The 20142-nt window shown below is 73.5% G+C and carries 19 protein-coding genes and 1 rRNA gene; 1 reads left to right on the top strand and 19 read right to left on the bottom strand.

Translation table 11 applies throughout. From position 1 onward, the window contains the following. The 12 genes from N0B34_RS17945 to argC all read right to left on the bottom strand — a co-directional run. Window positions 1–72 (bottom strand): 16S ribosomal RNA (locus tag N0B34_RS17945); the annotation flags it as partial. A gap of 575 nt (window positions 73–647) precedes the next feature. Next, window positions 648–1913 (bottom strand): tyrosine--tRNA ligase, encoded by a 1266-nt coding sequence (tyrS, locus tag N0B34_RS17940; protein ID WP_263732649.1) that lies wholly within the window; start codon window positions 1911–1913, stop codon window positions 648–650. 61 nt (window positions 1914–1974) lie between these two features. Then, window positions 1975–2697, bottom strand: coding sequence for a DNA-3-methyladenine glycosylase (locus N0B34_RS17935; protein WP_412175770.1), 723 nt, complete (start codon window positions 2695–2697; stop codon window positions 1975–1977). Further along, the gene (locus tag N0B34_RS17930) at window positions 2694–3248 is read right to left on the bottom strand and encodes a uridine kinase (protein WP_263732648.1); all 555 of its coding nucleotides are present in this window, start codon (window positions 3246–3248) and stop codon (window positions 2694–2696) included. Before N0B34_RS17930 ends, N0B34_RS17935 begins: the two co-directional genes overlap by 4 nt. Window positions 3249–3280: 32 nt before the next feature. Further along, window positions 3281–4723, bottom strand: coding sequence for an argininosuccinate lyase (argH, locus tag N0B34_RS17925; RefSeq protein WP_263732647.1), 1443 nt, complete (start codon window positions 4721–4723; stop codon window positions 3281–3283). Window position 4724: 1 nt separating this feature from the next. Next, on the bottom strand, window positions 4725–6155 hold the full coding sequence (argG, locus tag N0B34_RS17920) for an argininosuccinate synthase (protein ID WP_263732646.1): 1431 nt from the start codon (window positions 6153–6155) through the stop codon (window positions 4725–4727). Continuing rightward, complete coding sequence (locus N0B34_RS17915) at window positions 6152–6697, bottom strand: arginine repressor (protein WP_263732645.1); 546 nt, start codon at window positions 6695–6697, stop codon at window positions 6152–6154. Before N0B34_RS17915 ends, argG begins: the two co-directional genes overlap by 4 nt. After that, the gene (gene argF / locus N0B34_RS17910; RefSeq protein WP_412175769.1) at window positions 6694–7626 is read right to left on the bottom strand and encodes an ornithine carbamoyltransferase; all 933 of its coding nucleotides are present in this window, start codon (window positions 7624–7626) and stop codon (window positions 6694–6696) included. Before argF ends, N0B34_RS17915 begins: the two co-directional genes overlap by 4 nt. Next, window positions 7626–8915, bottom strand: coding sequence for an acetylornithine transaminase (locus N0B34_RS17905; protein WP_263732644.1), 1290 nt, complete (start codon window positions 8913–8915; stop codon window positions 7626–7628). Before N0B34_RS17905 ends, argF begins: the two co-directional genes overlap by 1 nt. Then, window positions 8912–9886 (bottom strand): acetylglutamate kinase, encoded by a 975-nt coding sequence (gene argB / locus N0B34_RS17900; protein WP_263732643.1) that lies wholly within the window; start codon window positions 9884–9886, stop codon window positions 8912–8914. Before argB ends, N0B34_RS17905 begins: the two co-directional genes overlap by 4 nt. Next, window positions 9883–11109 (bottom strand): bifunctional glutamate N-acetyltransferase/amino-acid acetyltransferase ArgJ, encoded by a 1227-nt coding sequence (gene argJ, locus N0B34_RS17895; protein WP_263732642.1) that lies wholly within the window; start codon window positions 11107–11109, stop codon window positions 9883–9885. Before argJ ends, argB begins: the two co-directional genes overlap by 4 nt. Continuing rightward, window positions 11106–12164 (bottom strand): N-acetyl-gamma-glutamyl-phosphate reductase, encoded by a 1059-nt coding sequence (gene argC, locus N0B34_RS17890; RefSeq protein ID WP_263732641.1) that lies wholly within the window; start codon window positions 12162–12164, stop codon window positions 11106–11108. The genes argJ and argC overlap by 4 nt, the downstream gene beginning before the upstream one ends. A 75-nt stretch (window positions 12165–12239) precedes the next feature. On the opposite strand from argC, the gene N0B34_RS17885 reads away from it, so the two are divergent. Then, the gene (locus N0B34_RS17885; protein WP_263732640.1) at window positions 12240–13223 is read left to right on the top strand and encodes a quinone oxidoreductase family protein; all 984 of its coding nucleotides are present in this window, start codon (window positions 12240–12242) and stop codon (window positions 13221–13223) included. A 39-nt stretch (window positions 13224–13262) separates the two neighbouring features. Here the strand turns inward: N0B34_RS17885 and N0B34_RS17880 are convergent, their stop codons facing one another. The 7 genes from N0B34_RS17880 to rpmI all read right to left on the bottom strand — a co-directional run bounded on the left by N0B34_RS17880 (window position 13263) and on the right by rpmI (window position 19838). Beyond that, window positions 13263–13850: a TMEM175 family protein gene (locus tag N0B34_RS17880; RefSeq protein WP_263732639.1), complete on the bottom strand. Its 588-nt coding sequence runs from the start codon at window positions 13848–13850 to the stop codon at window positions 13263–13265. A gap of 35 nt (window positions 13851–13885) precedes the next feature. Then, entirely contained in the window at window positions 13886–16471 is a 2586-nt protein-coding gene (gene pheT, locus N0B34_RS17875) for a phenylalanine--tRNA ligase subunit beta (RefSeq protein WP_263732638.1), read from the bottom strand. A gap of 1 nt (window position 16472) precedes the next feature. After that, window positions 16473–17525 carry a phenylalanine--tRNA ligase subunit alpha gene (pheS, locus tag N0B34_RS17870; RefSeq protein WP_263732637.1) on the bottom strand — a complete coding sequence of 351 codons (1053 nt, stop codon included), beginning with the start codon at window positions 17523–17525 and terminating at the stop codon, window positions 16473–16475. A 165-nt stretch (window positions 17526–17690) separates the two neighbouring features. Beyond that, window positions 17691–18359 (bottom strand): RNA 2',3'-cyclic phosphodiesterase, encoded by a 669-nt coding sequence (gene thpR, locus N0B34_RS17865; RefSeq protein ID WP_263732636.1) that lies wholly within the window; start codon window positions 18357–18359, stop codon window positions 17691–17693. Continuing rightward, complete coding sequence (locus N0B34_RS17860; RefSeq protein ID WP_263732635.1) at window positions 18334–19164, bottom strand: TrmH family RNA methyltransferase; 831 nt, start codon at window positions 19162–19164, stop codon at window positions 18334–18336. The genes thpR and N0B34_RS17860 overlap by 26 nt, the downstream gene beginning before the upstream one ends. Window positions 19165–19198: 34 nt before the next feature. Further along, the gene (gene rplT, locus N0B34_RS17855; RefSeq protein ID WP_263732634.1) at window positions 19199–19582 is read right to left on the bottom strand and encodes a 50S ribosomal protein L20; all 384 of its coding nucleotides are present in this window, start codon (window positions 19580–19582) and stop codon (window positions 19199–19201) included. Between the two features lie 61 nt (window positions 19583–19643). Beyond that, a complete protein-coding gene (rpmI, locus tag N0B34_RS17850; protein WP_263732633.1) occupies window positions 19644–19838 on the bottom strand; it encodes a 50S ribosomal protein L35 in 195 nt (64 codons plus the stop codon). Window positions 19839–20142 lie beyond the last annotated feature (304 nt).

Raw genomic sequence — 20142 nt, 5'->3', positions numbered from 1 at the left:
TCACCGTTCGACTTGCATGTGTTAAGCACGCCGCCAGCGTTCGTCCTGAGCCAGAATCAAACTCTCCGTCAATGTCCAACGCCACCCGACCACCCCAAGGCAGCCAGGCAACAGACACAACAAAGAACAACACAGATCTGGCATCAAAAAGGAACCCACCACCCACGGGGTGAGAAGCAGGCTCCCATCAACACCAAGCCCACCACGACACAACATCGCAGCAGACAACTTGGCATCGACTACTTGGCACACTGTTGAGTTCTCAAAGAACAGACGCTCATCCCGTCAGACCCTTGCGGGCCGGACCCGGAGGCTATCTCATCCGTTGCTGGCCCTTTCGAGGCCGGCACCGGAGGCTATCCCATCCAGTCCTGCTCTCCGACCACCTGCTCCAGGGCGCACTGAGCGCCTCGAACCAGTCAGTGGAGTTTTGCTCTCGGCGGGACCGACCACCGGGTGTTCCCTGGTGTTCGTTCCTCCCTGCCGGGGGCCTGGAAGACATTACGCGACCCGCAACCCGGAGGCAAATGTGCTGGTCAGGGCGCTGGCACGGGCTGCGGGCGGTCCCGACACCGCGCCGCGGTCGTCGCGAGCGGGTCGGCGCCAGCGGTGGCGTCGGTGCCGGTCGTCGTCCGTCAGTGGCTTGCTCAGCCGCGGACGTTGCGGACGACGGCGAGCGAACGCTTGCCGCGACGGAGGAGGGCGAAGCCCCCGGCGAGCACGTCGTCGCCCTCCAGGACTGCGGCCTCGCCGGCGACCCGGCGGTTGTTGACGGACAGACCACCCTCGGCGACCGCACGACGCGCCTCGCTCTTGCTCTTGACGAGCCCTGCCGCGGCGAACAGGTCGACCAGCAGGTCGCCGGGGGCGCCGTCGGTACCGGGGAGCTCTGCCACGGCAGCTCGCAGGGTGGACTCGTCGAGATCGGCGAGAGAGCCGCGGCCGAACAGCGCCTGGCTCGCGGCGATCACCTTGGCCGTCGCGTCGGCACCGTGGACGAGCGTGGTCACGTCGCCCGCCAGAGCCCGTTGTGCCTCGCGTGCGGCGGGTCGGGTGCGGACCGCCTCCTCGAGCTCGGCGATCTGCTCGCGCGTGCGGAAGGTGAACACCCTCAGGTGGTTCACCACGTCGGCGTCGTCGGTGTTGAGCCAGAACTGGTAGAAGGCGTACGGGCTGGTCAGCTCGGGGTCGAGCCACACGGTGCCCGACTCCGTCTTGCCGAACTTGGTGCCGTCGGCCTTGGTGATCAGCGGCGTGGTGAGCGCGTGGACCGCGTCACCCGTGACCTTGCGCACCAGCTCCACGCCGGACAGCAGGTTGCCCCACTGGTCGTTGCCCCCCGTCTGCAGGGTGACGCCGTGCCGGCGGTGCAGCTCGAGGAAGTCCATGCCCTGCAGGATCTGGTAGCTGAACTCGGTGAAGCTGATGCCCTGGTCGCTCGCGAGCCGCCGCGCGACGGTGTCCTTGGCGAGCATCGTGCCGAGCCGGTAGTGCTTGCCGACGTCCCGCAGGAAGGCGATGGCGGACAGGTCGGCGGTCCAGTCCAGGTTGTTCACCATGGTCGCAGCCGCGGGGCCGTCGAACCGCAGCAAGGGTGCGATCTGGCTGCGGATGCGTTCCACCCAGCCGGCGACGACCGTCGGGTCGTTGAGGGTGCGCTCCCCCGTCATCTTCGGGTCGCCGATCAGGCCGGTCGCTCCGCCGACGAGGGCGAACGGCCGGTGACCCGCGTCCTGCAGGCGCCGGATGGTCAGGATCTGCACCAGGTTTCCGATGTGCAGGCTCGGGGCGGTGGGGTCGAAGCCGCAGTAGACCGCCACGGGACCCGCCGCGAGCGCCGCGTCGAGCGCGTCGCGGTCGGTGGTCTGGGCGACGAGCCCACGCCAGGTCAGCTCGTCGAGGGCGCTGCTCACATCAGTCTCCTTGCAGGCGGGCGCGGGACGGCGCCCGAGGGACGGTTCTCGTGGCCGGTGGTCAGGCCGACGCCGTGGCCCCGGGCGGGGTCGTTGCCGACGTCGGCGAGCGATACGCCGGGCGATAGGCGGACACGGTCGGCTCGCCCGTCAGCCAGAACCGCCACGGATGGCGTGCGACGTCGCCACCGACACCGGAGACGCCGACGCGGGCCCCCTGGCGGTGGGCGGGTGCGACCGCGGCCTCCCCACGACGCAGCACGATCGCACCGTCCGGCTCCGTGACGTCCGCACCGTTGGCGTCCAGGTCGAGACCGAGGCAGACCGCCAGACGCGCAGGACCTCGGGCCAGCTGACGCTCGTTGTCCACGACGCCGGCCGCCTCCCGTCGGCGCCACGCGAGCTCCTGGCCGGCGACGACCTCACCCGCCCGCAGCAGCACGGCGGCAGGGCGTCCCGTCGGCTCCGCCACGACGTTGAGGCAGTGGTGCAGGCCGAGGTGCCGGTAGACGTACAGCCGACCCGGTTCGGCGAACATCGCGGCGTTGCGCTGCGTGCGGCCGCGGTGGGCGTGCGAACCAGGGTCGTCCTCGCCCCCGTAGGCCTCCACCTCCGTGATGCGCACGGTGACGTCGCCCTCCGGCGACCTGGCCGTGAGATGGGCTCCGAGCAGGTCGCGTGCGACCGTCAGCACGTCGCGGGCGAACCAGATCCGGGCCGGGCACGTCCCCAGGTCCGGCTCCGCGGGGCGGGCCGGCTCCACGGCGTCCCGCTGGCTGGTCACCGGGTCATCCTGCCGCATCCGTCGAGCCGGACGTCGGCCCGTTCCGCGGTGCGCTGGTGGGCGAAGTGGAGGGCCTCCCGTCGCATCCAGTCCTCCCAGTGCCCGCGCATCGCCGTCCCGTCGCGAGCCAGCCCGCGGGCGAGCCGCTCGGCCGGTGGCGCCTCCACCCACACGCGGAGCGTGGCGACGGCATCGGCCTCGCGGCGGGCGGATCCACACCCCTCGAGCACCAGGACGGCGGCCACCGGCACGTCGACCCACTCCGCGAAGCGGTGCGCGACCCAGTCGTAGCGCTGGAAGCGCCCCGGCCGGCCGCGTCGCAGCGGCTCGAGCACCTGCGCGGCCAGTCGAGGCCACAAGCTGCCTTCGAGGCCGGACCAGCCGTCGTACAGGTCGTCGAGGTGCACCACGGTCACGGTCGTGCCCCACGCCTGCAGGACGGCCGCCACGGCCGCTGCCGTGGTCGTCTTGCCCGACCCGGCGGGACCGTCGATGCAGAGCAGCCGCACCGGACCGAGCCGCGCCGCACGGGCGAGGACGTCGTCGGCCAACGCCCTCGCCGTTCTTCCACCGTCTCCTGAGGTCAGCGTGTCCACGTCCGCGCGTCGTCGGCTGCGGCACGGGCGCGGGCGCGCTGCTCCGCCACGCGGACCGGTGCGGTGCCTCCGTAGGACGCGCGCGAGGCCAGCGACCCCTCGACGGTGAGCACGGACCGGACGTCCGGGGTGAGGTGCGGGCTGATCGCCGCGAGGTCCGCGTCGGTCAGGTCCCACAGCTCGATCGCGGGCGTGCGGCTCTCGCACGCGCGCACGCACGCACCGGCGATCTCGTGCGCCTCGCGGAACGGCACCCCGGACCGGACCAGCCACTCCGCGACGTCCGTCGCCAGCGAGAAGCCCTGCGGGGCGACCGCCGACATCCGCGCGGTGTCGAACCGGAGGGTGGCGACCATCCCGGCGAAGGCCGGCAGCAGGACGGTGAGCTGGTCGACCTGGTCGAAGACCGGTTCCTTGTCCTCCTGCAGATCCCGGTTGTAGGCGAGCGGCAGACCCTTCAGCGTGGTGAGCAGTCCTGTCAGGTCGCCCACCAGGCGGCCGGCCTTGCCGCGCGCGAGCTCCGCGACGTCCGGGTTCTTCTTCTGCGGCATGATGCTCGACCCGGTGGAGTACGCGTCGTCCAGATGGGCGAACCCGAAGTCCTTCGTCGACCACAGGATCACGTCCTCGGCGATCCGGGAGAGGTCGACGGCGACCATCGCGGCGACGAACGCGAACTCGGCGACGACGTCACGCGAGGCCGTGCCGTCGATCGAGTTCTCCACCGGTCCGGCGAAGCCCAGCTCGGCCGCGACGGCCGCGGGGTCGAGGCCCAGCGACGAGCCTGCGAGCGCTCCCGAGCCGTACGGGGACAGCGCGGCGCGCGCGTCCCAGTCCTGCCACCGCTGGACGTCGCGCAGCAGCGGCCACGCGTGCGCCAGCAGGTGGTGGGCCAGCAGCACCGGCTGGGCGTGCTGCAGGTGGGTCCGGCCGGGCATCGGCGCGTCGCCGGCCGCCTCCGCCTGACCGATGAGCGCGTCCACGACGTCGAGCACGAGAGCGGTCAGCGCTCGAGCCTGGCGGCGCAGGTACATCCGGACCAGCGTGGCGATCTGGTCGTTGCGGCTGCGGCCGGCACGGAGCCGACCGCCGAGCTCGGCGCCCGCCCGCTCGATCAACCCACGCTCGAGAGCGCCGTGGACGTCCTCGTCGTCGGGTGCCGGTCCGAACGCGCCGGACTCCACGTCGGCGCGCAGCGCCTCCAGCGCCGCCACCATCCGGTCCGTGTCCTCGTCGGACAGCAGGCCGGCCTTGCGCAGCACGTGGGCGTGCGCCACCGATCCGGCGATGTCCTCGCCGGCCAGCCGCCAGTCGAACTGCGTCGACTTCGAGAGCGCGGCGAGGGCGTCCGCGGGCCCGGACGCGAACCGGCCACCCCACAGGGCCCCGGCGATCGTGGCGGACCGAGCACCTGAGTCGGGAGCGCCCACGTCAGTCCGTCCCGACTTCCATCGCGGCGGCCTCCAGAGCCGCCTCCTCGTCGCCGGTGACGGCCGGGTTCGTCGCGATGACGTCCGCGCCACCGGCGGGCAGCGCGCCGAACAGCGTGCCGTGCTCGACGAGCACCTGACCCTGGTCGACCGGCTGGCTCGCGTACAGCTCGAGCTTGGCGCGCGAGTCCGCGATGTCGAGGTTGCGCATCGTCAGCTGGCCGATGCGGTCGGTCGGGCCGAACGCGGCTGCCTCGGTGCGCTCCATCGACAACCGCTCGGGGCGGTACGAGAAGCCGGGCCCGTCGGTGCGCAGGATCGTGTAGTCCTCGCCACGCCGCAGCCGCAGCGTCACCTCACCGGTGACCACCGAGGCGATCCACCGCTGGATCGACTCGCGGACCATCAGCGACTGCGGGTCCAGCCACCGGCCCTCGTACAGCAGCCGGCCCAGCCGCCGCCCCTCGTTGTGGTAGGTGGCGATCGTGTCCTCGTTGTGGATCGCGTTGACGAGCCGCTCGTAGGCGGCGAACAGCAAGGCCATGCCGGGCGCCTCGTAGATGCCGCGGGACTTGGCCTCGATGATCCGGTTCTCGATCTGGTCGGACATGCCCAGGCCGTGCCTGCCGCCGATCGCGTTCGCCTGCCGGACGAGGGCCACCGGGTCGTCGTACCGCACGCCGTCGATGGCCACCGGCCGGCCGCGCTCGAACGCGATCGTGACGTCCTCGGTCTCGATCGGCACCGCCGGGTCCCAGAACCGCACGCCCATGATCGGCTCGACCGTCTCCAGCGACACGTCGAGGTGCTCCAGCGTCTTGGCCTCGTGCGTGGCGCCCCAGATGTTCGCGTCCGTCGAGTACGCCTTCTCCGCGCTGTCGCGGTACGGCAGGTCGTGGTCGACGAGGAACTGGCTCATCTCCGCGCGTCCGCCGAGCTCGGTGACGAAGTCCTGGTCCAGCCACGGCTTGTAGATCCGCAGGTTCGGGTTGGCGAGCAGCCCGTAGCGGTAGAACCGCTCGATGTCGTTGCCCTTGAAGGTGGACCCGTCGCCCCAGATGTCGACACCGTCGGACTGCATGGCGCGGACCAGCAGGGTGCCGGTGACGGCGCGGCCCAGTGGCGTCGTGTTGAAGTACGCGCGGCCGCCGCTGCGAATGTGGAAGGCGCCGCACGCGATGGCGGCCAGGCCCTCCTCGACGAGCGCTGCCTTGCAGTCGACGGCGCGCGACAGCTCGGCGCCGTACGCCATGGCACGGCCGGGCACCTGCTCGATCTCCGGCTCGTCGTACTGGCCGAGGTCCGCGGTGTAGGTGCACGGGATCGCGCCCTTGAACCGCATCCAGGCCACGGCGACCGAGGTGTCCAGGCCGCCGGAGAAGGCGATGCCCACCCGCTCGCCGACGGGCAGCTGCGTCAGAACCTTGCTCACATCTCGTCCTTGTCTCGTGGGAAGTCCCGCGTGGAGTCACGACCTGCCGCGAGGTCGAGGAACCGCTGGGCCACCGCCGCCCCGGTGTCCGACTCGGCGGCGATCACCAGCACGGTGTCGTCGCCCGCGATCGTGCCGAGCACGCCCGGCATGGTCGAGTGGTCGATCGCCGAGGCGAGGAACTGCGCACCGCCGGGCGGCGTGCGCAGCACGACGAGCGGGCCGGACGCCTCGGCGGTCACGACGAGCTCGGCGGAGAGCCGCGCCAGCCGGGCGGCGAGGACCTCGGTGCTCTCGGCCTGAAGCGTGGCGCGGCCGCCACCCTCGACCGGCACGGCGTAGACCAGGGTGCCCTGGTGGCGCACCTTGACGGCCTGCAGCTCGACCAGGTCGCGGGACAGGGTCGCCTGCGTCACCGTCACGCCCTCGGCGGCGAGCAGCTCGGCGAGCTCCACCTGGGAGTGCACCTGCTGGCGCGCCAGCAGCGCCGTGATCAGCGCCTGTCGAGCTGCCTTCGTCGACGGGACCGAGGTGGTGGTCATGCGTGCCCCTGCAGCAGGTACGTCAGCAGCGCCTTCTGGGCGTGCAGCCGGTTCTCGGCCTCGTCCCACACCACCGACTGGGGTCCGTCGAGCACCTCCGCCGTGACCTCCTTGCCCCGGTAGGCCGGCAGGCAGTGCAGCACCAGGGCGTCGGGTGCGGCCAGGGCCAGCGTGGCGGCATCGAGCTGGAACGGGACGAACGGCAGCTGCCGCTGCTGCGACTCGCCCTCCTGGCCCATCGACACCCACGTGTCCGTGGCGACCACGTCGGCGCCGGCGACCGCCTCGGCACGGTCGTGCACCACCGTGACGGAACCACCCGTGGCCGCCGCGACCCCCTGCGCCGCGGCGAGCACCTCCGCGGCGGGCCCGTACTCCTGCGGTGTGCCGATCCGCACGTGCAGGCCTGCCGTCGCGCCGCCGAGCAGGTACGAGTGCGCCATGTTGTTCGAACCGTCGCCGATGTACGCCAGCGTCCGCCCGGGCAGCTCGGCCACCCCGCCACGGTGCTGCGCGACCGTCAGCAGGTCGGCGAGCACCTGGCACGGGTGGAAGTCGTCCGTCAGCGCGTTCACGACCGGGACGCCCGCCTCGGCCGCCATCTCCTCGATCCGCACCTGGGCGTGCGTGCGCCAGACGATGGCGGCGACCTGGCGGCCCAGCACCCGCGCGGTGTCCGCGATCGACTCGCGGACCCCGATCTGCGCCAGGTTGCCGTCGACGACCACGGGATAGCCGCCCAGCTCGGCGACGCCGGTGGTGAACGACACCTGCGTGCGCAGCGTCGGCTTGTCGAAGATCACCGCGACGGCCCGCGGTCCCTCGAGCGGCCGCCGGGCGAACCGGTCGGCGCGCAGCTCGAGCCCGAGGCGCAGCACGTCGGCCTGGTGGGCCGGCGTGAGGTCGTCGTCACGAAGGAAGTGCGCCATCAGCTGGCCTCCTGGCCCAGGTCGGCCGGCACGCCGGCGAGGAAGTCGACGAAGGTGCCGGCCTGCTCACGGGTGAGCACGTACGGCGGTGCCAGCCGGAGCGTGGTCGGCGTGCACGGGTTGACGATGAAGCCCGCCTCCAGCGCCCTGGCCGCGACGGCCCCAGCGACGGGCGCCGTCAGCTCGACGGCGATCAGGAGGCCCTCACCGCGCACGGCGCGGACCAGGGGGTTCCCGGTCGAGGCGAGGGCGGCACGCCACCACTCCCCCAGCTCGCGCACGTGGGCCAGCAGGCCGTCGCGTTCGACGACGCCCATGGTGGCGAGCGCGGCGGCGGCGGCCACCGGGTTGCCGCCGAAGGTCGTCCCGTGCTGGCCGCGTCCCAGGCATGCGGCGGCGTGCTCCCCGAACGCGATCAGCGCTCCGACCGGGAACCCGCCGCCGAGACCCTTGGCCACCGTCACGACGTCAGGCACGACGCCGCCGCCGATGTGCGGGTGCTGGAAGGCGAACCACCGGCCCGTCCGACCCATGCCGGACTGGACCTCGTCGAGCACCAGCAGGGCGCCGTTCTGCTCGGTGAGCCGGCGCGCCAGCGCGAGGTAGCCCGGCGGGAGCGTCCGCACTCCCGCCTCTCCCTGCACCGGCTCGAGGAACAGAGCCGCGACCTTCTCGCCGTCCGTGGCGAACGCCGCCTCGAGCGCGTCCGAGTCGCCGAAGGGCAGGAACTCCACCCCCGGGGGCAACGGCTCGAACGGCTCGCGGTAGGCGGCCTTGTGAGTCAGCGCCAGGGCACCCATCGAGCGTCCGTGGAAGGCCCCCTCGAGCGCGAGCAGCCGCGGCCGGGCACCCGCTGAGTGGCGCCGCGTCAGCTTGACGGCCGCCTCGTTGGCCTCGGTGCCCGAGTTGGTGAAGAAGACGCGCGAGCCGGCCGGCGCACCGGCGATCGCCAGCAGCCGCTCCGCCAGCGCCACCTGGGTCGGGCTGGCGAAGAAGTTGGAGACGTGTCCCAGGGTGCCCAGCTGCGCGCTGATCGCCGCGGTCAGCGTCGGGTGCGCGTGGCCGAGGGCGTTCACGGCGATGCCGCCGAGCAGGTCGAGGTACCGACGACCGTCCGCGTCCCAGACCCATGCGCCCTCGCCGCGCACCAGCACGCGCTGCGGCGGTCCGAAGGTGTCCATCACGGCGTGCGTGTACCGATCCGTCCACTCCGCGACGGAGCCGCCCTCGGTGGCGGTGGGCAGCGCGTCGTCACCGGCGCCGACCGCGACGTGCCGTGCGGCGGTCATGCCAGCACCACCGGGACGGGCGCGGTCGCGGGTGCCTCGGGCAGCTCCTCGTCCGGCAGCACCATGGTGCCGACGCCGTCGGAGGTGAACACCTCGACCAGGATCGAGTGCGGCTGACGGCCGTCGATGACGTGGGCGCGCCCGACGCCGCCGCGGACCGCCCGCCAGCAGGCCTCCATCTTCGGCCGCATCCCCGAGTCCAGCCGCGGCAGCAGCGCCTCGAGGGTGCTCGCCCGGATCCGTCGGACCAGGGAGCCGCGATCGGGCCAGTCGGTGTACAGGCCTTCGACGTCGGTGAGGATGACGAGCTTGCGGGCGCCGAGGGCGATCGCCAGCGCTGCGGCGGCCGTGTCGGCGTTCACGTTGAGCACCTGGGTGGGGTCCTCGATGTCGGGCGCGACGGTGGAGACGACGGGGATCCGGCCCGCGTCGAGCAGGTCGAGCACCGCGCCGGGGTTGACCTGCACGACGTCGCCGACCAGGCCGACGTCGACCTGCTCGCCGTCCAGCACGACGTTGCGCCGGCGGGCCTGGAGCAGCCCGCCGTCCTCGCCCGAGAGTCCGACGGCGTGCGGCCCGTGCGCGTTCAGCAGACCGACGAGCTCGCGGGACACCTGACCGGTGAGCACCATGCGGACGACGTCCATGGCCTCCGGCGTGGTGACCCGCAGCCCGCCGCGGAACTCGCTGGCGATGTCGAGCCGCTCGAGCATCGCGTTGATCTGCGGTCCCCCGCCGTGCACGACCACGGGGCGCAGGCCGACCTGCCGGAGGAACACCATGTCGGCGGCGAACGCGCGCTTGAGCTCGTCGTCCACCATCGCGTTGCCGCCGTACTTGACGACCACGAGCGCACCGCTGAACTTGCGCAGCCACGGCAGCGCCTGGATGAGCACCTCCGCCTTCTGGTCCGGGCGCAGGTCGGTGCGGGTGTCGAAGTCGGCGTCGTCAGGGAGCGGGATCTGGGTCATGTGGTGTACGCGCTGTTCTCGTGGACGTAGCCGTGGGTGAGGTCGTTGGTCCAGACCGTCGCGTCGGCCGTGCCGGCGTGCAGGTCGATCTCGATGTGGACCTCCCGGTTCGAGGCGAGGTCGACGCTCGCGCGGTCGGCCCACGCGCCGCCGGCGCGGCACACCTGCACCCCGTTGACCGTCACGTCGACCTGGTCCGGGTCGAACGGCGCCACGGACTCCGGCACCGTGCCGATCTGCGCCAGCACGCGCCCCCAGTTCGGGTCGTTGCCGAAGACGGCGGTCTTCACCAGGTTCGACCGCGTGACAGCTCGTCCGACGGCCACGGCGGCGGCCTCGGACGACGCGCCGACCACGTGCACCGCGAGGTCGTGGCTGGCGCCCTCCGCGTCCGCGACGAGCTGGCGGGCCAGCGAGGCGCACACGCGTCGGACGGCGTCGGCGAACTGGACGTAGTCCGGCAGGACGCCGGAGGCGGCCGACGCGAGCAGCACCACGGTGTCGGACGTCGACATGCAGCCGTCGGAGTCCACCCGGTCGAACGTGGTCCGGGTCGCACCCTGGAGGGCGGTGCGCAGGCCGCCGGCGTCGACCTGGGCGTCCGTGGTGAGCACCACGAGCATCGTGGCGAGAGCCGGGGCGAGCATGCCCGCGCCCTTGGCCATGCCGCCGACGGTCCAGGTGCCGTCCGGCGTCTCGACGGAGACGTGCGCCGTCTTGGCCACCGTGTCGGTGGTCATGATCGCCGTGGCCGCCGCGAGGCCACCGTCGGCCGACAACGCCGCAGCCGCCGTGTCGACCCCGGCGAGCAGCGCCTCGATCGGGACGGGCTGGCCGATCACGCCGGTCGACGCCACCACGACGTCGCCGGACGAGATGCCGAGCACGTCGCCGACCTTCTCGGCGGTCTCGTGCACGTGCACGAACCCCTCGGGACCGGTGCACACGTTCGCCGAACCGGAGTTGAGCACGACGGCCGACACGACTCCGTCGCTGACGACCTGTCGCGACCACACCACGGGGTGCCCGACCACGCGGTTGGTGGTGAACACCCCGGCGCCGACCTGCGCCGGCCCGTCGTTCACCACCAGGGCGAGGTCCGGCCGGCCGGAGGGCTTGAGCCCCGCGACCACGCCCGACGCGCGGAACCCGGCGGGCGCCGTCACGCCGGGTGACGTGCCCGGGCTGGTGCCGACCAGGGCGTCGGCGAGATGGTCCGTCACGGTGCCACTCCGTCCAGAGGGAGGCCGAGGACCTCGGGCAGGCCGAGGGCCAGGTTCAACGACTGCAGCGCACCACCGGCGGTGCCCTTGACCAGGTTGTCGATCGCCGTGACGGTGACGACACGTCCCGCCGCGGCGTCCAGCGCCACCTGCACCTCGGCGGTGTTCGACCCGACGACGGAGGCGGTGGTCGGCCAGCGGCCCGGCGGCAGCAGCCGGACGAAGGGCTCGTCGGCGTACGCCGCCTCCCACGCGGCCCGCAGCGCGGGGTCGTCGACACCGGGCGCGACTCGGGCCGTCGTGGTCGCGAGGATGCCGCGCGACATCGGCACGAGCACCGGCGTGAAGGACAGCGTCACGGCGGCGGCCCCGGCCGAGCGCAGGTTCTGCGCGATCTCGGGGATGTGCCGGTGGGTGCCCGCCACCGAGTAGGGCGCGGCCGCGCCCAGTGCCTCGGCGGCGAGCAGGTGCGGGCGCAGCGCCTTCCCGGCACCCGAGTACCCGACAGCGAGCACCGCCACCACGTCCTGCGGGTCCACCAGCCCGGCGGCGACACCGGGCTGGAGCCCGAGGGTCACGGCCGTGACGTTGCAGCCCGGCACGGCGATGCGGCGCGCGCCGGCCAGTGCGGTCCGCTGCGTGTCGGCGCGGTCGGCGCGAATCAGCTCCGGCAGGCCGTAGGGCCACGTGCCGGCGTGGGCGCTGCCGTAGAAGGCCTCCCAGTCGGCGGCGTCCACCAGCCGGTGGTCGGCACCGAGGTCGACCAGCACGGCATCGGAGCCCAGCGCCTCCAGCTCGGCGGCGATCCGGCCGCTCGCACCGTGCGGCAGGGCGAGCACGACGACGTCGTGCCCGGCGAGCGCCTCCACCGAGGTCGGCTCGAGCACGCGGTCCGCGAGCGCGTGCAGGTGCGGGTGGTGCTCCGCGAGCGTGCTGCCGGCGTTGCTGTGCGCCGTCAGCGTGCCGATCCGGGCCTCCGGGTGGCCGAGCAGCAGCCGCAGCATCTCGCCACCTGCGTACCCGCTCGCGCCGGCGACGGCGACCGTAAAGGACATGTGCATGAACATACACCACAGTGCACGACGATTCGTCTGTGCGCGCCGCGTCGCGCCACGCGTTTTGATGGTGCCATGCGTGCTGTCGTCGCCACCGCCCCGGGCGGTCCGGAGGTCCTGCAGGTCGTCGAGCTCCCCGACCCGGAGCCGCGCCCCGACCAGGCGGTGGTCGCCGTCGCCGCCGCGGGCGTGAACTTCATCGACACCTACCGCCGATCAGGCCTCTACCCCATGGGCTACCCCCACGTCGTCGGCTCCGAGGGTGCCGGTCGGGTGGTGGCGCTCGGCTCCGCCGTCACCGGGGTGGCGGTGGGCGACCGCGTCGCGTGGACCGCCGCGAACGGGTCGTACGCCGAGCTCGCCACCGTGCGCGCCTCGGACCTGATCCCCGTGCCCGACGGGGTGTCGGACGAGACGGCCGCGGCGATCCCGATGCAGGGCATTACCGCCCACTACCTGGTCACCTCGACCGTGGAGCTTCGCCCCGGGGACGACGTGCTGCTGCACGCCGCGGCCGGCGGGGTGGGCCTGCTCGCCACCCAGCTCGCCACGCTGCGTGGCGCGCGGGTGATCGGCACGGTCGGCACGCCCGCCAAGGAGGAGCTCGCGCGCGAGGCCGGAGCCACGGACGTGATCCGGTACCGGGAGCTCGACGACCTGACGCGACAGCTCCCGGCACTCGTCCGCGAGCTCACGTCGGGGGTCGGTGTGCGTGCGGCGTACGACTCCGTCGGCAAGGACACCTTCGACGCGTCCCTGGCCAGCGTGCGGCCTCGCGGGACGCTCGTGCTGTTCGGTGCGTCGTCCGGACCGGTGCCGCCCGTCGACCCGCAACGCCTCAACGCCGCGGGCTCGGTGTACCTGACGAGGCCCTCGCTGGGCGCCTACACCGCCACGCGCGAGGAGCTCCTCGGCCGCACCGACGAGCTGTTCGCCCTGCTCGCCGACGGACGGCTGTCGGCTCGGATCGGGGCCACGTTCCCCCTGCGGGACGCCGCCGATGCGCACCGGGCGCTCGAAGGTCGCCGAACCACGGGCAAGGTGCTGCTCACGCTCTGAGGCCCGCGGCCGGCGCGCGTGCCGGGCAGCGGCGCAGCCTCAGGCCCGGTCGCCCCGTGCCAGCTGCCGTTCGACGCGCCTGTCCGGGACCAGCCACAGCAGCGCGACCCCCGCGTACAGGGCGATGGAGACCCACGGCGCCACGAACGCCATGCCGACGCCGGCGGCGTACACGAACGGCGAGATCCGGCCCTTCAGGTCCGCGCCGACCGCCAACGCCAGCGTGGAGCGTGGACCTTCGAGCGCGATGATCCGGCCCTGGAGCACCCGGTAGGCGATCGCCGCGCACAGCGCCACCACGCCGTACGCGGCCGTGGGCACCGCCACCGCGTGGTTCTCGCCGAGCCACGCGGTGGTGAACGGGAACAGGGACAGCCAGAACAGCAGGTGCAGGTTCGCCCACAGCACCGCGCCGTCGACGTGTCGTGCCGCATTGAGCATGTGGTGGTGGTTGTTCCAGTAGATGCCGAGGTTGACGAAGCTCAGCACGTAGGCGAGGAACACCGGCAGCAGGGGCCGCAGGGCCGCCAGGTCGGTGGTGCGAGGCGCCCGCAGCTCGAGCACCATCACCGTGATCACGATCGCGATCACGCCGTCGCTGAACGCCTCGAGCCGGGTCTTCGACACGGTCGGAGCGTATCCACCGGTCGGTCAGCGGCGGCTCAGGACCGCAGCTCCGCCCCGAAGCGCGCCTGCGCCGTCGCCACCACCGCGTTGCGGACCTCCGCCGTCTCGGCCGCCGTCAGCGTCCGGTCGTCGGCCCGCAGCCGCAGCGAGAAGGCCAACGACCGCCTGCCTTCCCCGACCTGGTCCCCGACGTACACGTCGAAGAGCCGCACGTCCTCCAGGACGTCGCCCGCGGGGCTGCTCACCGCGCCGTCCCGCACGGCGGCCAGCACCTCGGCCGCCGGCACGGCGGCGTCGACCACGAGCGCCACGTCCTCCTTGGCCACCGGGAACGTCGAGACGGCCTGCGCCTGCACCGGGGCCGACGGAGCGGCCGCGAGCAGAGCGTCGAGGTCGAGCTCGAACGCCACAGCCCTGGCGGGCAGGTCGTGCGCGGCGACGACGGCGGGGTGCAGCTCGCCCGCATGACCCAGCACACGACCGTCGGCGGCGAGCACGCGGGCGCAGCGGCCGGGGTGGAACGGTGCGCGGTCCGGTTCGGCTGCGAAGTGGACCTCCACGCCGAGGCGTCGGGCCACCACGTCCACCAGGGCGAACGCGTCGGTGTGGTCGGCCCGCCGGGCGGGGCCGGTCCAACCGGCACGCTCGCGCAGACCGGTGAGCACCGCAGCCAGGTGCCGCGGCTGGTCGGGGAGCGCCGCCGCGAGCTCGTCCAGCTGGTGGTCGGTGGGCAGGGTGCCGCCCGGCAGCTGGGGTGCGGCCGGAGCGCCGGCCCGCGGCAGCGTGACGAGGCCGGTCTCGAACAGCGCGAGGTCGCTCTGGCCACGGCCCACGTTGCGGCGCGCGGTGTCCAGCAGCGTCACCAGGAGGTCCGTCCGCATCAGCGGCTGGGCCTCGGAGATCGGGTTCGCCAGCCGCAGGGCACGTCGGCGGGCGTCCGCGGCGGGCAGGTTCATCGCGTCCAGCTGCGCCTGCCCGACGAAGGGGTACGAGAGCACCTGCACGAGCCCCTCGGCGGCCAGCGCGTCGGCCACAGCCCGCCGAGCGCGCTGCGACCAGGTCAGTCCGCGTCCGGCGGGCGCCGCCGGCACCACGGACGGGATCGTGTCGTAGCCGCCGAGCCGCGCGATCTCCTCGACCAGGTCGACAGGCACCGCCAGGTCGGGGCGCCACGAAGGCACCTGCACGGACATCCCCGCCGCCGAGCCGGTCACGGTGCACCCGATCCGCTCGAGCGTGCCGCGCACCTCGTCCTCGGTGTACGGCACACCGACCAGCCGCGCCGGCAGCCGGGGGTCGAGCAGCACCGTGGGCGGCTCCGTGGTCCGGTCGACGTCGGTCCCCGTGTCGTCGACGGTCCCACCGCCGAGCTCGACCAGCAGCTCCGCCACGCGGTCCACCGCCACCCGCGCGAGCTGCGGGTCGACCCCGCGCTCGAACCGCTTGGCCGCCTCGCTCGACAGCCGGTGACGACGCGACGTGCGTGCGACGGTGATCGGGTCGAAGTGCGCACCCTCGATCAGCAGGTCCGTGGTCCCTCCGGCGACCCCGCTGTCCGCGCCGCCCATCACGCCGGCCAGCCCCAGCACCCGAGACCCCCGCGCCCCGTCCGGGCTGTCGGTGATCAGCAGGTCCTGCGGGTCCAGGGCACGGTCCACACCGTCGAGCGTCGTCGCGTGCTCCCCCGGCGCGGCACGGCGCACGACGATCGGCGCCGCGAGACCGCCGAGGTCGTAGGCGTGCAGCGGCTGACCGAGGTCGAGCATCACGTAGTTGGTCACGTCGACGGCGAGGCCGAGGGGCCGCATGCCGGCCTGCACCAGCCGGTGCTGCATCCACGACGGCGACGGCACGTCGGCGTGGACGCCACGCACGATGCGAGCGACGAACCTGTCGACGCCGGGGACGCCGTCGATCGGCGCCTCGTCGTCGATCTCCACCGGGAAGCCGCCCGCCAGGGGCGCGCGCTGCGCGTCGGTCGGCAGGCCGCGGTCCAGGAACCGGGCACCCGTCGAGTGCGCGTACTCCCGCGCGACGCCCCGCATCGAGAAGCAGTAGCCGCGGTCGGGCGTGACGTTGATCTCCAGCACCTCGTCGCGCAGCCCGAGCAGCTCGGCGGCGTCGGCGCCCGCGGGCGTCTGCTCGTCGGTCAACCCGAGGCGGGACAGCACGATGATCCCCGAGTGGTCGTCCCCGATGCCGAGCTCGCGCGCGGAGCAGATCATCCCGTCGGAGACGTGGCCGTACGTCTTGCGCGCGGCGATCGGGAACGGACCGGGCAGCACGGCGCCCGGCAGCGCGACCACCACGTGGTCCCCCGCGCCGAAGTTGTGCGCGCCGCAGACGATGCCGCGGGGAACGGTCGGCAGGCCGGCCTCGTCGAGGGCGTTGAACGCCCCGACGTCCACCTGGCACCAGTAGATCGTCTTGCCGTTCTTCTGCTCCTCGGGCAGCGCGGACAGCACGTGCCCGACGACGAGCGGCCCGGTGACGTCGGATCCGGAGTGGATCGCCTCCTCCTCCAGGCCGACCCGCACCAGGTCCGCGGCGAGCTGCGCCGCCGTCAGGCCCTCAGGGAGCTCCACATGGTCGCCCAACCAGGCGAGCGGGACCATCACCACGTCAGATCACCGCCCGGAACTGCTCGGAGAAGCGCACGTCGCCCTCGACCATGTCGTGCATGTCGGCGATCCCGTGCCGCAGCATCAGCGTGCGCTCGATGCCCATCCCGAAGGCGAAGCCGGAGTACTCGTCGGGGTCCACCCCCACCGACCTCAGGACGTTCGGGTTGACCATCCCGCACCCTCCCCACTCGATCCAGCCCGGGCCGCCCTTCTTCTGCGGGAACCACAGGTCCATCTCCGCCGACGGCTCGGTGAACGGGAAGAACGACGGCCGCAACCGGGTGCGGGCCTCCGGCCCGAACATCGCACGCGCGAAGTGGTCGAGCGTGCCCTTGAGGTTCGCCATGGTCAGACCCCGGTCCACCGCCAGGCCCTCGACCTGGTGGAACACGGGCGTGTGGGTCGCGTCGAGCGCGTCCGTCCGGAACACGCGACCCGGGCAGACGACGTAGACCGGCAGCTCCCGCTCCAGCAACGAGCGTGCCTGCACCGGGGAGGTGTGCGTGCGCAGCACCAGGCCGGAGCCGGCGGGGTCGACGAAGAACGTGTCCTGCATCTGCCGCGCGGGGTGGTCGGGACCGAAGTTGAGCGCGTCGAAGTTGAACCACTCCGCCTCGACCTCGGGCCCCTCGGCCACCTCCCAGCCCATCGCGACGAACACGTCGCCGATGCGCTCCATCAGGGTCTCGAGCGGATGGCGCGCACCGGCGGGGTGACGGTCGACGGGCAGGGTGACGTCCACCGCCTCCTCGACGAGCACCCGCGCGTCGCGCTCGGCCTCGAGCTCCGCCTCTCGCGCGGCGATGGCGGCGGTCAACCGACCCCGCACCTGGCCGACGATGCGGCCCGCCGCGGCCTTCTCCGCACCCGGCAGACCGCCGATGGCACGGTTGGCCAGGGCCAACGGGCTGCGCTCCCCGGTGTGCGCCTGGCGGACGGCCTTCAGCGCCGCGAGGTCCTGCGCGGCGGCCACCGCCGCGAGCGCCTCGTCCAGCGCGCTCTGCATCGCGTCGGCGTCGAGGGGGGACAGCACCGTGCTCTCGTCGGGCATCCGAGCCTTCCAGGGTGGGACGACGACCGGCGCAGCAGGCGGACCGGCCCGGCCGCCACGCGCACGGGCGGCCGACCCGGCAGTCTAGTGGCGCGGCCTGCTCCGGCCCGGGTCCGTCCAGCGGAGGGCGCACCGTCCGCCCGGTGGCGGACGGTGCGCAGCCCGTCACGAGCCGAGCGGCAGCTCGCCGACCGGCACGTACAACGGACCACCGCCACGGCCTGCACCCGGCGTGGACTCGACGAGCCGCAGGGACGTCACGGTCCACGTCGGCCCCTCGTACACCGCCAACGCCGAGACGATGTCCTCCGGGAGCTGACCGCCCATCTCTCCGGCTCCGCGCGAGGCTCGACCGCGCCCCGCGACCCGACCGCCACGGACAGCCGAAGCACCCGGTCGCACCCGGCCCACCGTCAGGTGCGGCCGCTCCCGCACGCGCACGTCCGGCGGGGCGCCGACCTCCTCACCGGCCCGACCGCAGGCGCGCGTCAACGCCCGGTGCTGGTCGAGGTCACCGGCCACACCGGTCCACAAGGTCCGGTGGGAGAACACCCCGGCGCCGCGCAGCCGCAGCGCGTACGGCGCCGCCGCAGCCGCGGCGACCGCGAGCTCCTCGAGCAGGATCGGGGCGCTGCCGTCGGCCACGGTCCCGTAGAAGGCGAGCGTCAGGTGCCAGGTCTCTCGCGCCGCCCACTGGACCGGGCCGCGGTCCTCCCCCGCCGTCGTCCCCCGCACGGCCCCGAGTGCGAGGTCGAGGTGGTCGAGCACCTCGTCGGGCGGCCAGACGGCGGCGAACAGGCGCACGGTCTCAGAGCCGGACGCGCCGCTGGGCACGTGCGGAGGCGTACAGGCAGACCGCGGCAGCCGTCGCGAGGTTGAGCGACTCGGCGCGGCCGTGCAGCGGCACCCGGACCACCGCATCCGCCAGCGCGAGGTCCTCGTCCGCCAGGCCCCACGCCTCGTTGCCGAACAGCCAGGCGGTCGGACGTGCGAGGTCGGGGGCGCCGGAGCCGGCCGTGTCCTGCAGGTCGTCGAGGTCCACGTCCCCGCGGCCGTCCGCGGCGAGGACGGTGACACCGGCGCTGCGCAGGGCGTGCACGGCATCGGCCAGGGCCACCTCCTCGACGACGGGAAGGTGGAAGAGCGAGCCCGCCGTGGACCGCACCACCTTCGGGTTGTGCACGTCGACGCTCTCCGTTGACAGGAGCACGGCGTCCGCGCCGGCGGCGTCGGCCACCCGGAGCACCGTTCCGGCGTTGCCGGGGTCGCGCACGTGCGCCAGCACCGCGAGCAGCCGCGGGCCGCCCGCGAGCACCGTGCCGAGGTCGTCGTGGCGCTGGTCGGCGACCGCCACCACGTGCTGCGCGTCGGGGCTCATCGCCTCGAGCACGGCGGCGTCGCCGACGTGCAGGTGCAGCCGTCGCTCGCGAACCGACGCCATGATCTCCGGGTAGCGGTCCGCCGCAGCCTGGGTCAGGTAGACGTCGTGGACCACCACGTCGGCCGTCGCCACAGCCTCGCGCACCGCCTGCGGCCCCTCGACGAGGAACCGTCCCGTGCGCCGACGCGCCGAACGCCCGGCCAGCGCGGCGACCGACCGCACGCGCTCGGCGCGCGGGTTGGTCAGCTCAGCGCTCATGGCCGGGCGTTCGGGTGGGGCTGGTCGACGGACCTCACGCAGCCGAAGGGGCGTTGACGTCCTCCGGCAGCGCGTCCTTGGCCAGCTGGACCAGCGCGGCGAAGGCCGCCGCGTCGTTCACGGCCAGGTCGGCCAGCACACGCCGGTCCACCTCGACGCCCGCGAGCTTCAGGCCCTGGATCAGGCGGTTGTAGGTGATGCCCTGGGCGCGGCCGGCGGCGTTAATCCGCTGGATCCACAGCTTGCGGAAGTCGCCCTTGCGCGCCTTGCGGTCGCGGTAGGCGTACACCAGGGAGTGGGTGACCTGCTCCTTGGCCTTCCGGTACAGACGGGACCGCTGACCGCGGTAGCCGCTCGCCCGCTCGAGGGTCGACCGGCGCTTCTTCTGGGCGTTGACCGCCCGCTTCACGCGTGCCACGTGATGCTCCTTGCTGGTCCAGGCTCGTCGCGCCCGGGACGCCCCGTGGGGCGTCCACGGGTCAGCGGCCGAGCAGCTTCTTGATCTTGGGGGTGTCGACCGACGAGACGACCACGTCACCGGCGATGCGGCGGGTGCGACGGCTCGACTTGTGCTCCAGCAGGTGCCGCCCGTTGGCCTGCTCCCGCATGATCTTGCCGGTGCCGGTCACGCGGAAGCGCTTCTTGGCACCGGAGTGCGTCTTGTTCTTCGGCATGGCTGCCGTCTCTCCTTGTCGTTCGCGCCACCCGGGTGCCCGGGTGGCTCGTGCCGTGCAGGTCCGCCGGTCGGCGTCCCGGCGCTGGTTCAGCTCGCCCCCTCCGTGGGAGCGGTGCGGTTGCCCGTGCTGCGCGCACCCGCCGTCCGGGGCGGTGCCGGTCGCGGTGCTGCGGGGCGCGGTGCGGCAGGCCGTGGTGCCGACGCCTGCTCCGCGGCGGCCGGTGCAGCCGGCGCAGGACGGGGCGCACGCGGGGCCGCCGTCGCGGGTCGCGCCGTGGGGGCAGCCGTGCGCGGTGCAGGAG

The sequence above is a fragment of the Cellulomonas sp. SG140 genome (genome assembly GCF_025770785.1).
Taxonomy (GTDB): Bacteria; Actinomycetota; Actinomycetes; order Actinomycetales; family Cellulomonadaceae; genus Cellulomonas.
This window is presented reverse-complemented; position numbering and strand designations above follow the sequence as displayed.

What these genes read in the sequence shown, in the direction of transcription:
- N0B34_RS17860 (WP_263732635.1), bottom strand. Translation starts at nt 19,164, where the DNA reads ATGAGCGCTGAGCTGACCAACCCGCGCGCCGAGCGCGTGCGGTCGGTC.
- N0B34_RS17905 (WP_263732644.1), bottom strand. Translation starts at nt 8,915, where the DNA reads ATGACCGCCGCACGGCACGTCGCGGTCGGCGCCGGTGACGACGCGCTG.
- N0B34_RS17915 (WP_263732645.1), bottom strand. Translation starts at nt 6,697, where the DNA reads ATGACCACCACCTCGGTCCCGTCGACGAAGGCAGCTCGACAGGCGCTG.
- pheS (WP_263732637.1), bottom strand. Translation starts at nt 17,525, where the DNA reads ATGCCCGACGAGAGCACGGTGCTGTCCCCCCTCGACGCCGACGCGATG.
- argB (WP_263732643.1), bottom strand. Translation starts at nt 9,886, where the DNA reads ATGACCCAGATCCCGCTCCCTGACGACGCCGACTTCGACACCCGCACC.
- rpmI (WP_263732633.1), bottom strand. Translation starts at nt 19,838, where the DNA reads ATGCCGAAGAACAAGACGCACTCCGGTGCCAAGAAGCGCTTCCGCGTG.
- argC (WP_263732641.1), bottom strand. Translation starts at nt 12,164, where the DNA reads ATGTCCTTTACGGTCGCCGTCGCCGGCGCGAGCGGGTACGCAGGTGGC.
- N0B34_RS17885 (WP_263732640.1), top strand. Translation starts at nt 12,240, where the DNA reads ATGCGTGCTGTCGTCGCCACCGCCCCGGGCGGTCCGGAGGTCCTGCAG.
- argF (WP_412175769.1), bottom strand. Translation starts at nt 7,626, where the DNA reads ATGGCGCACTTCCTTCGTGACGACGACCTCACGCCGGCCCACCAGGCC.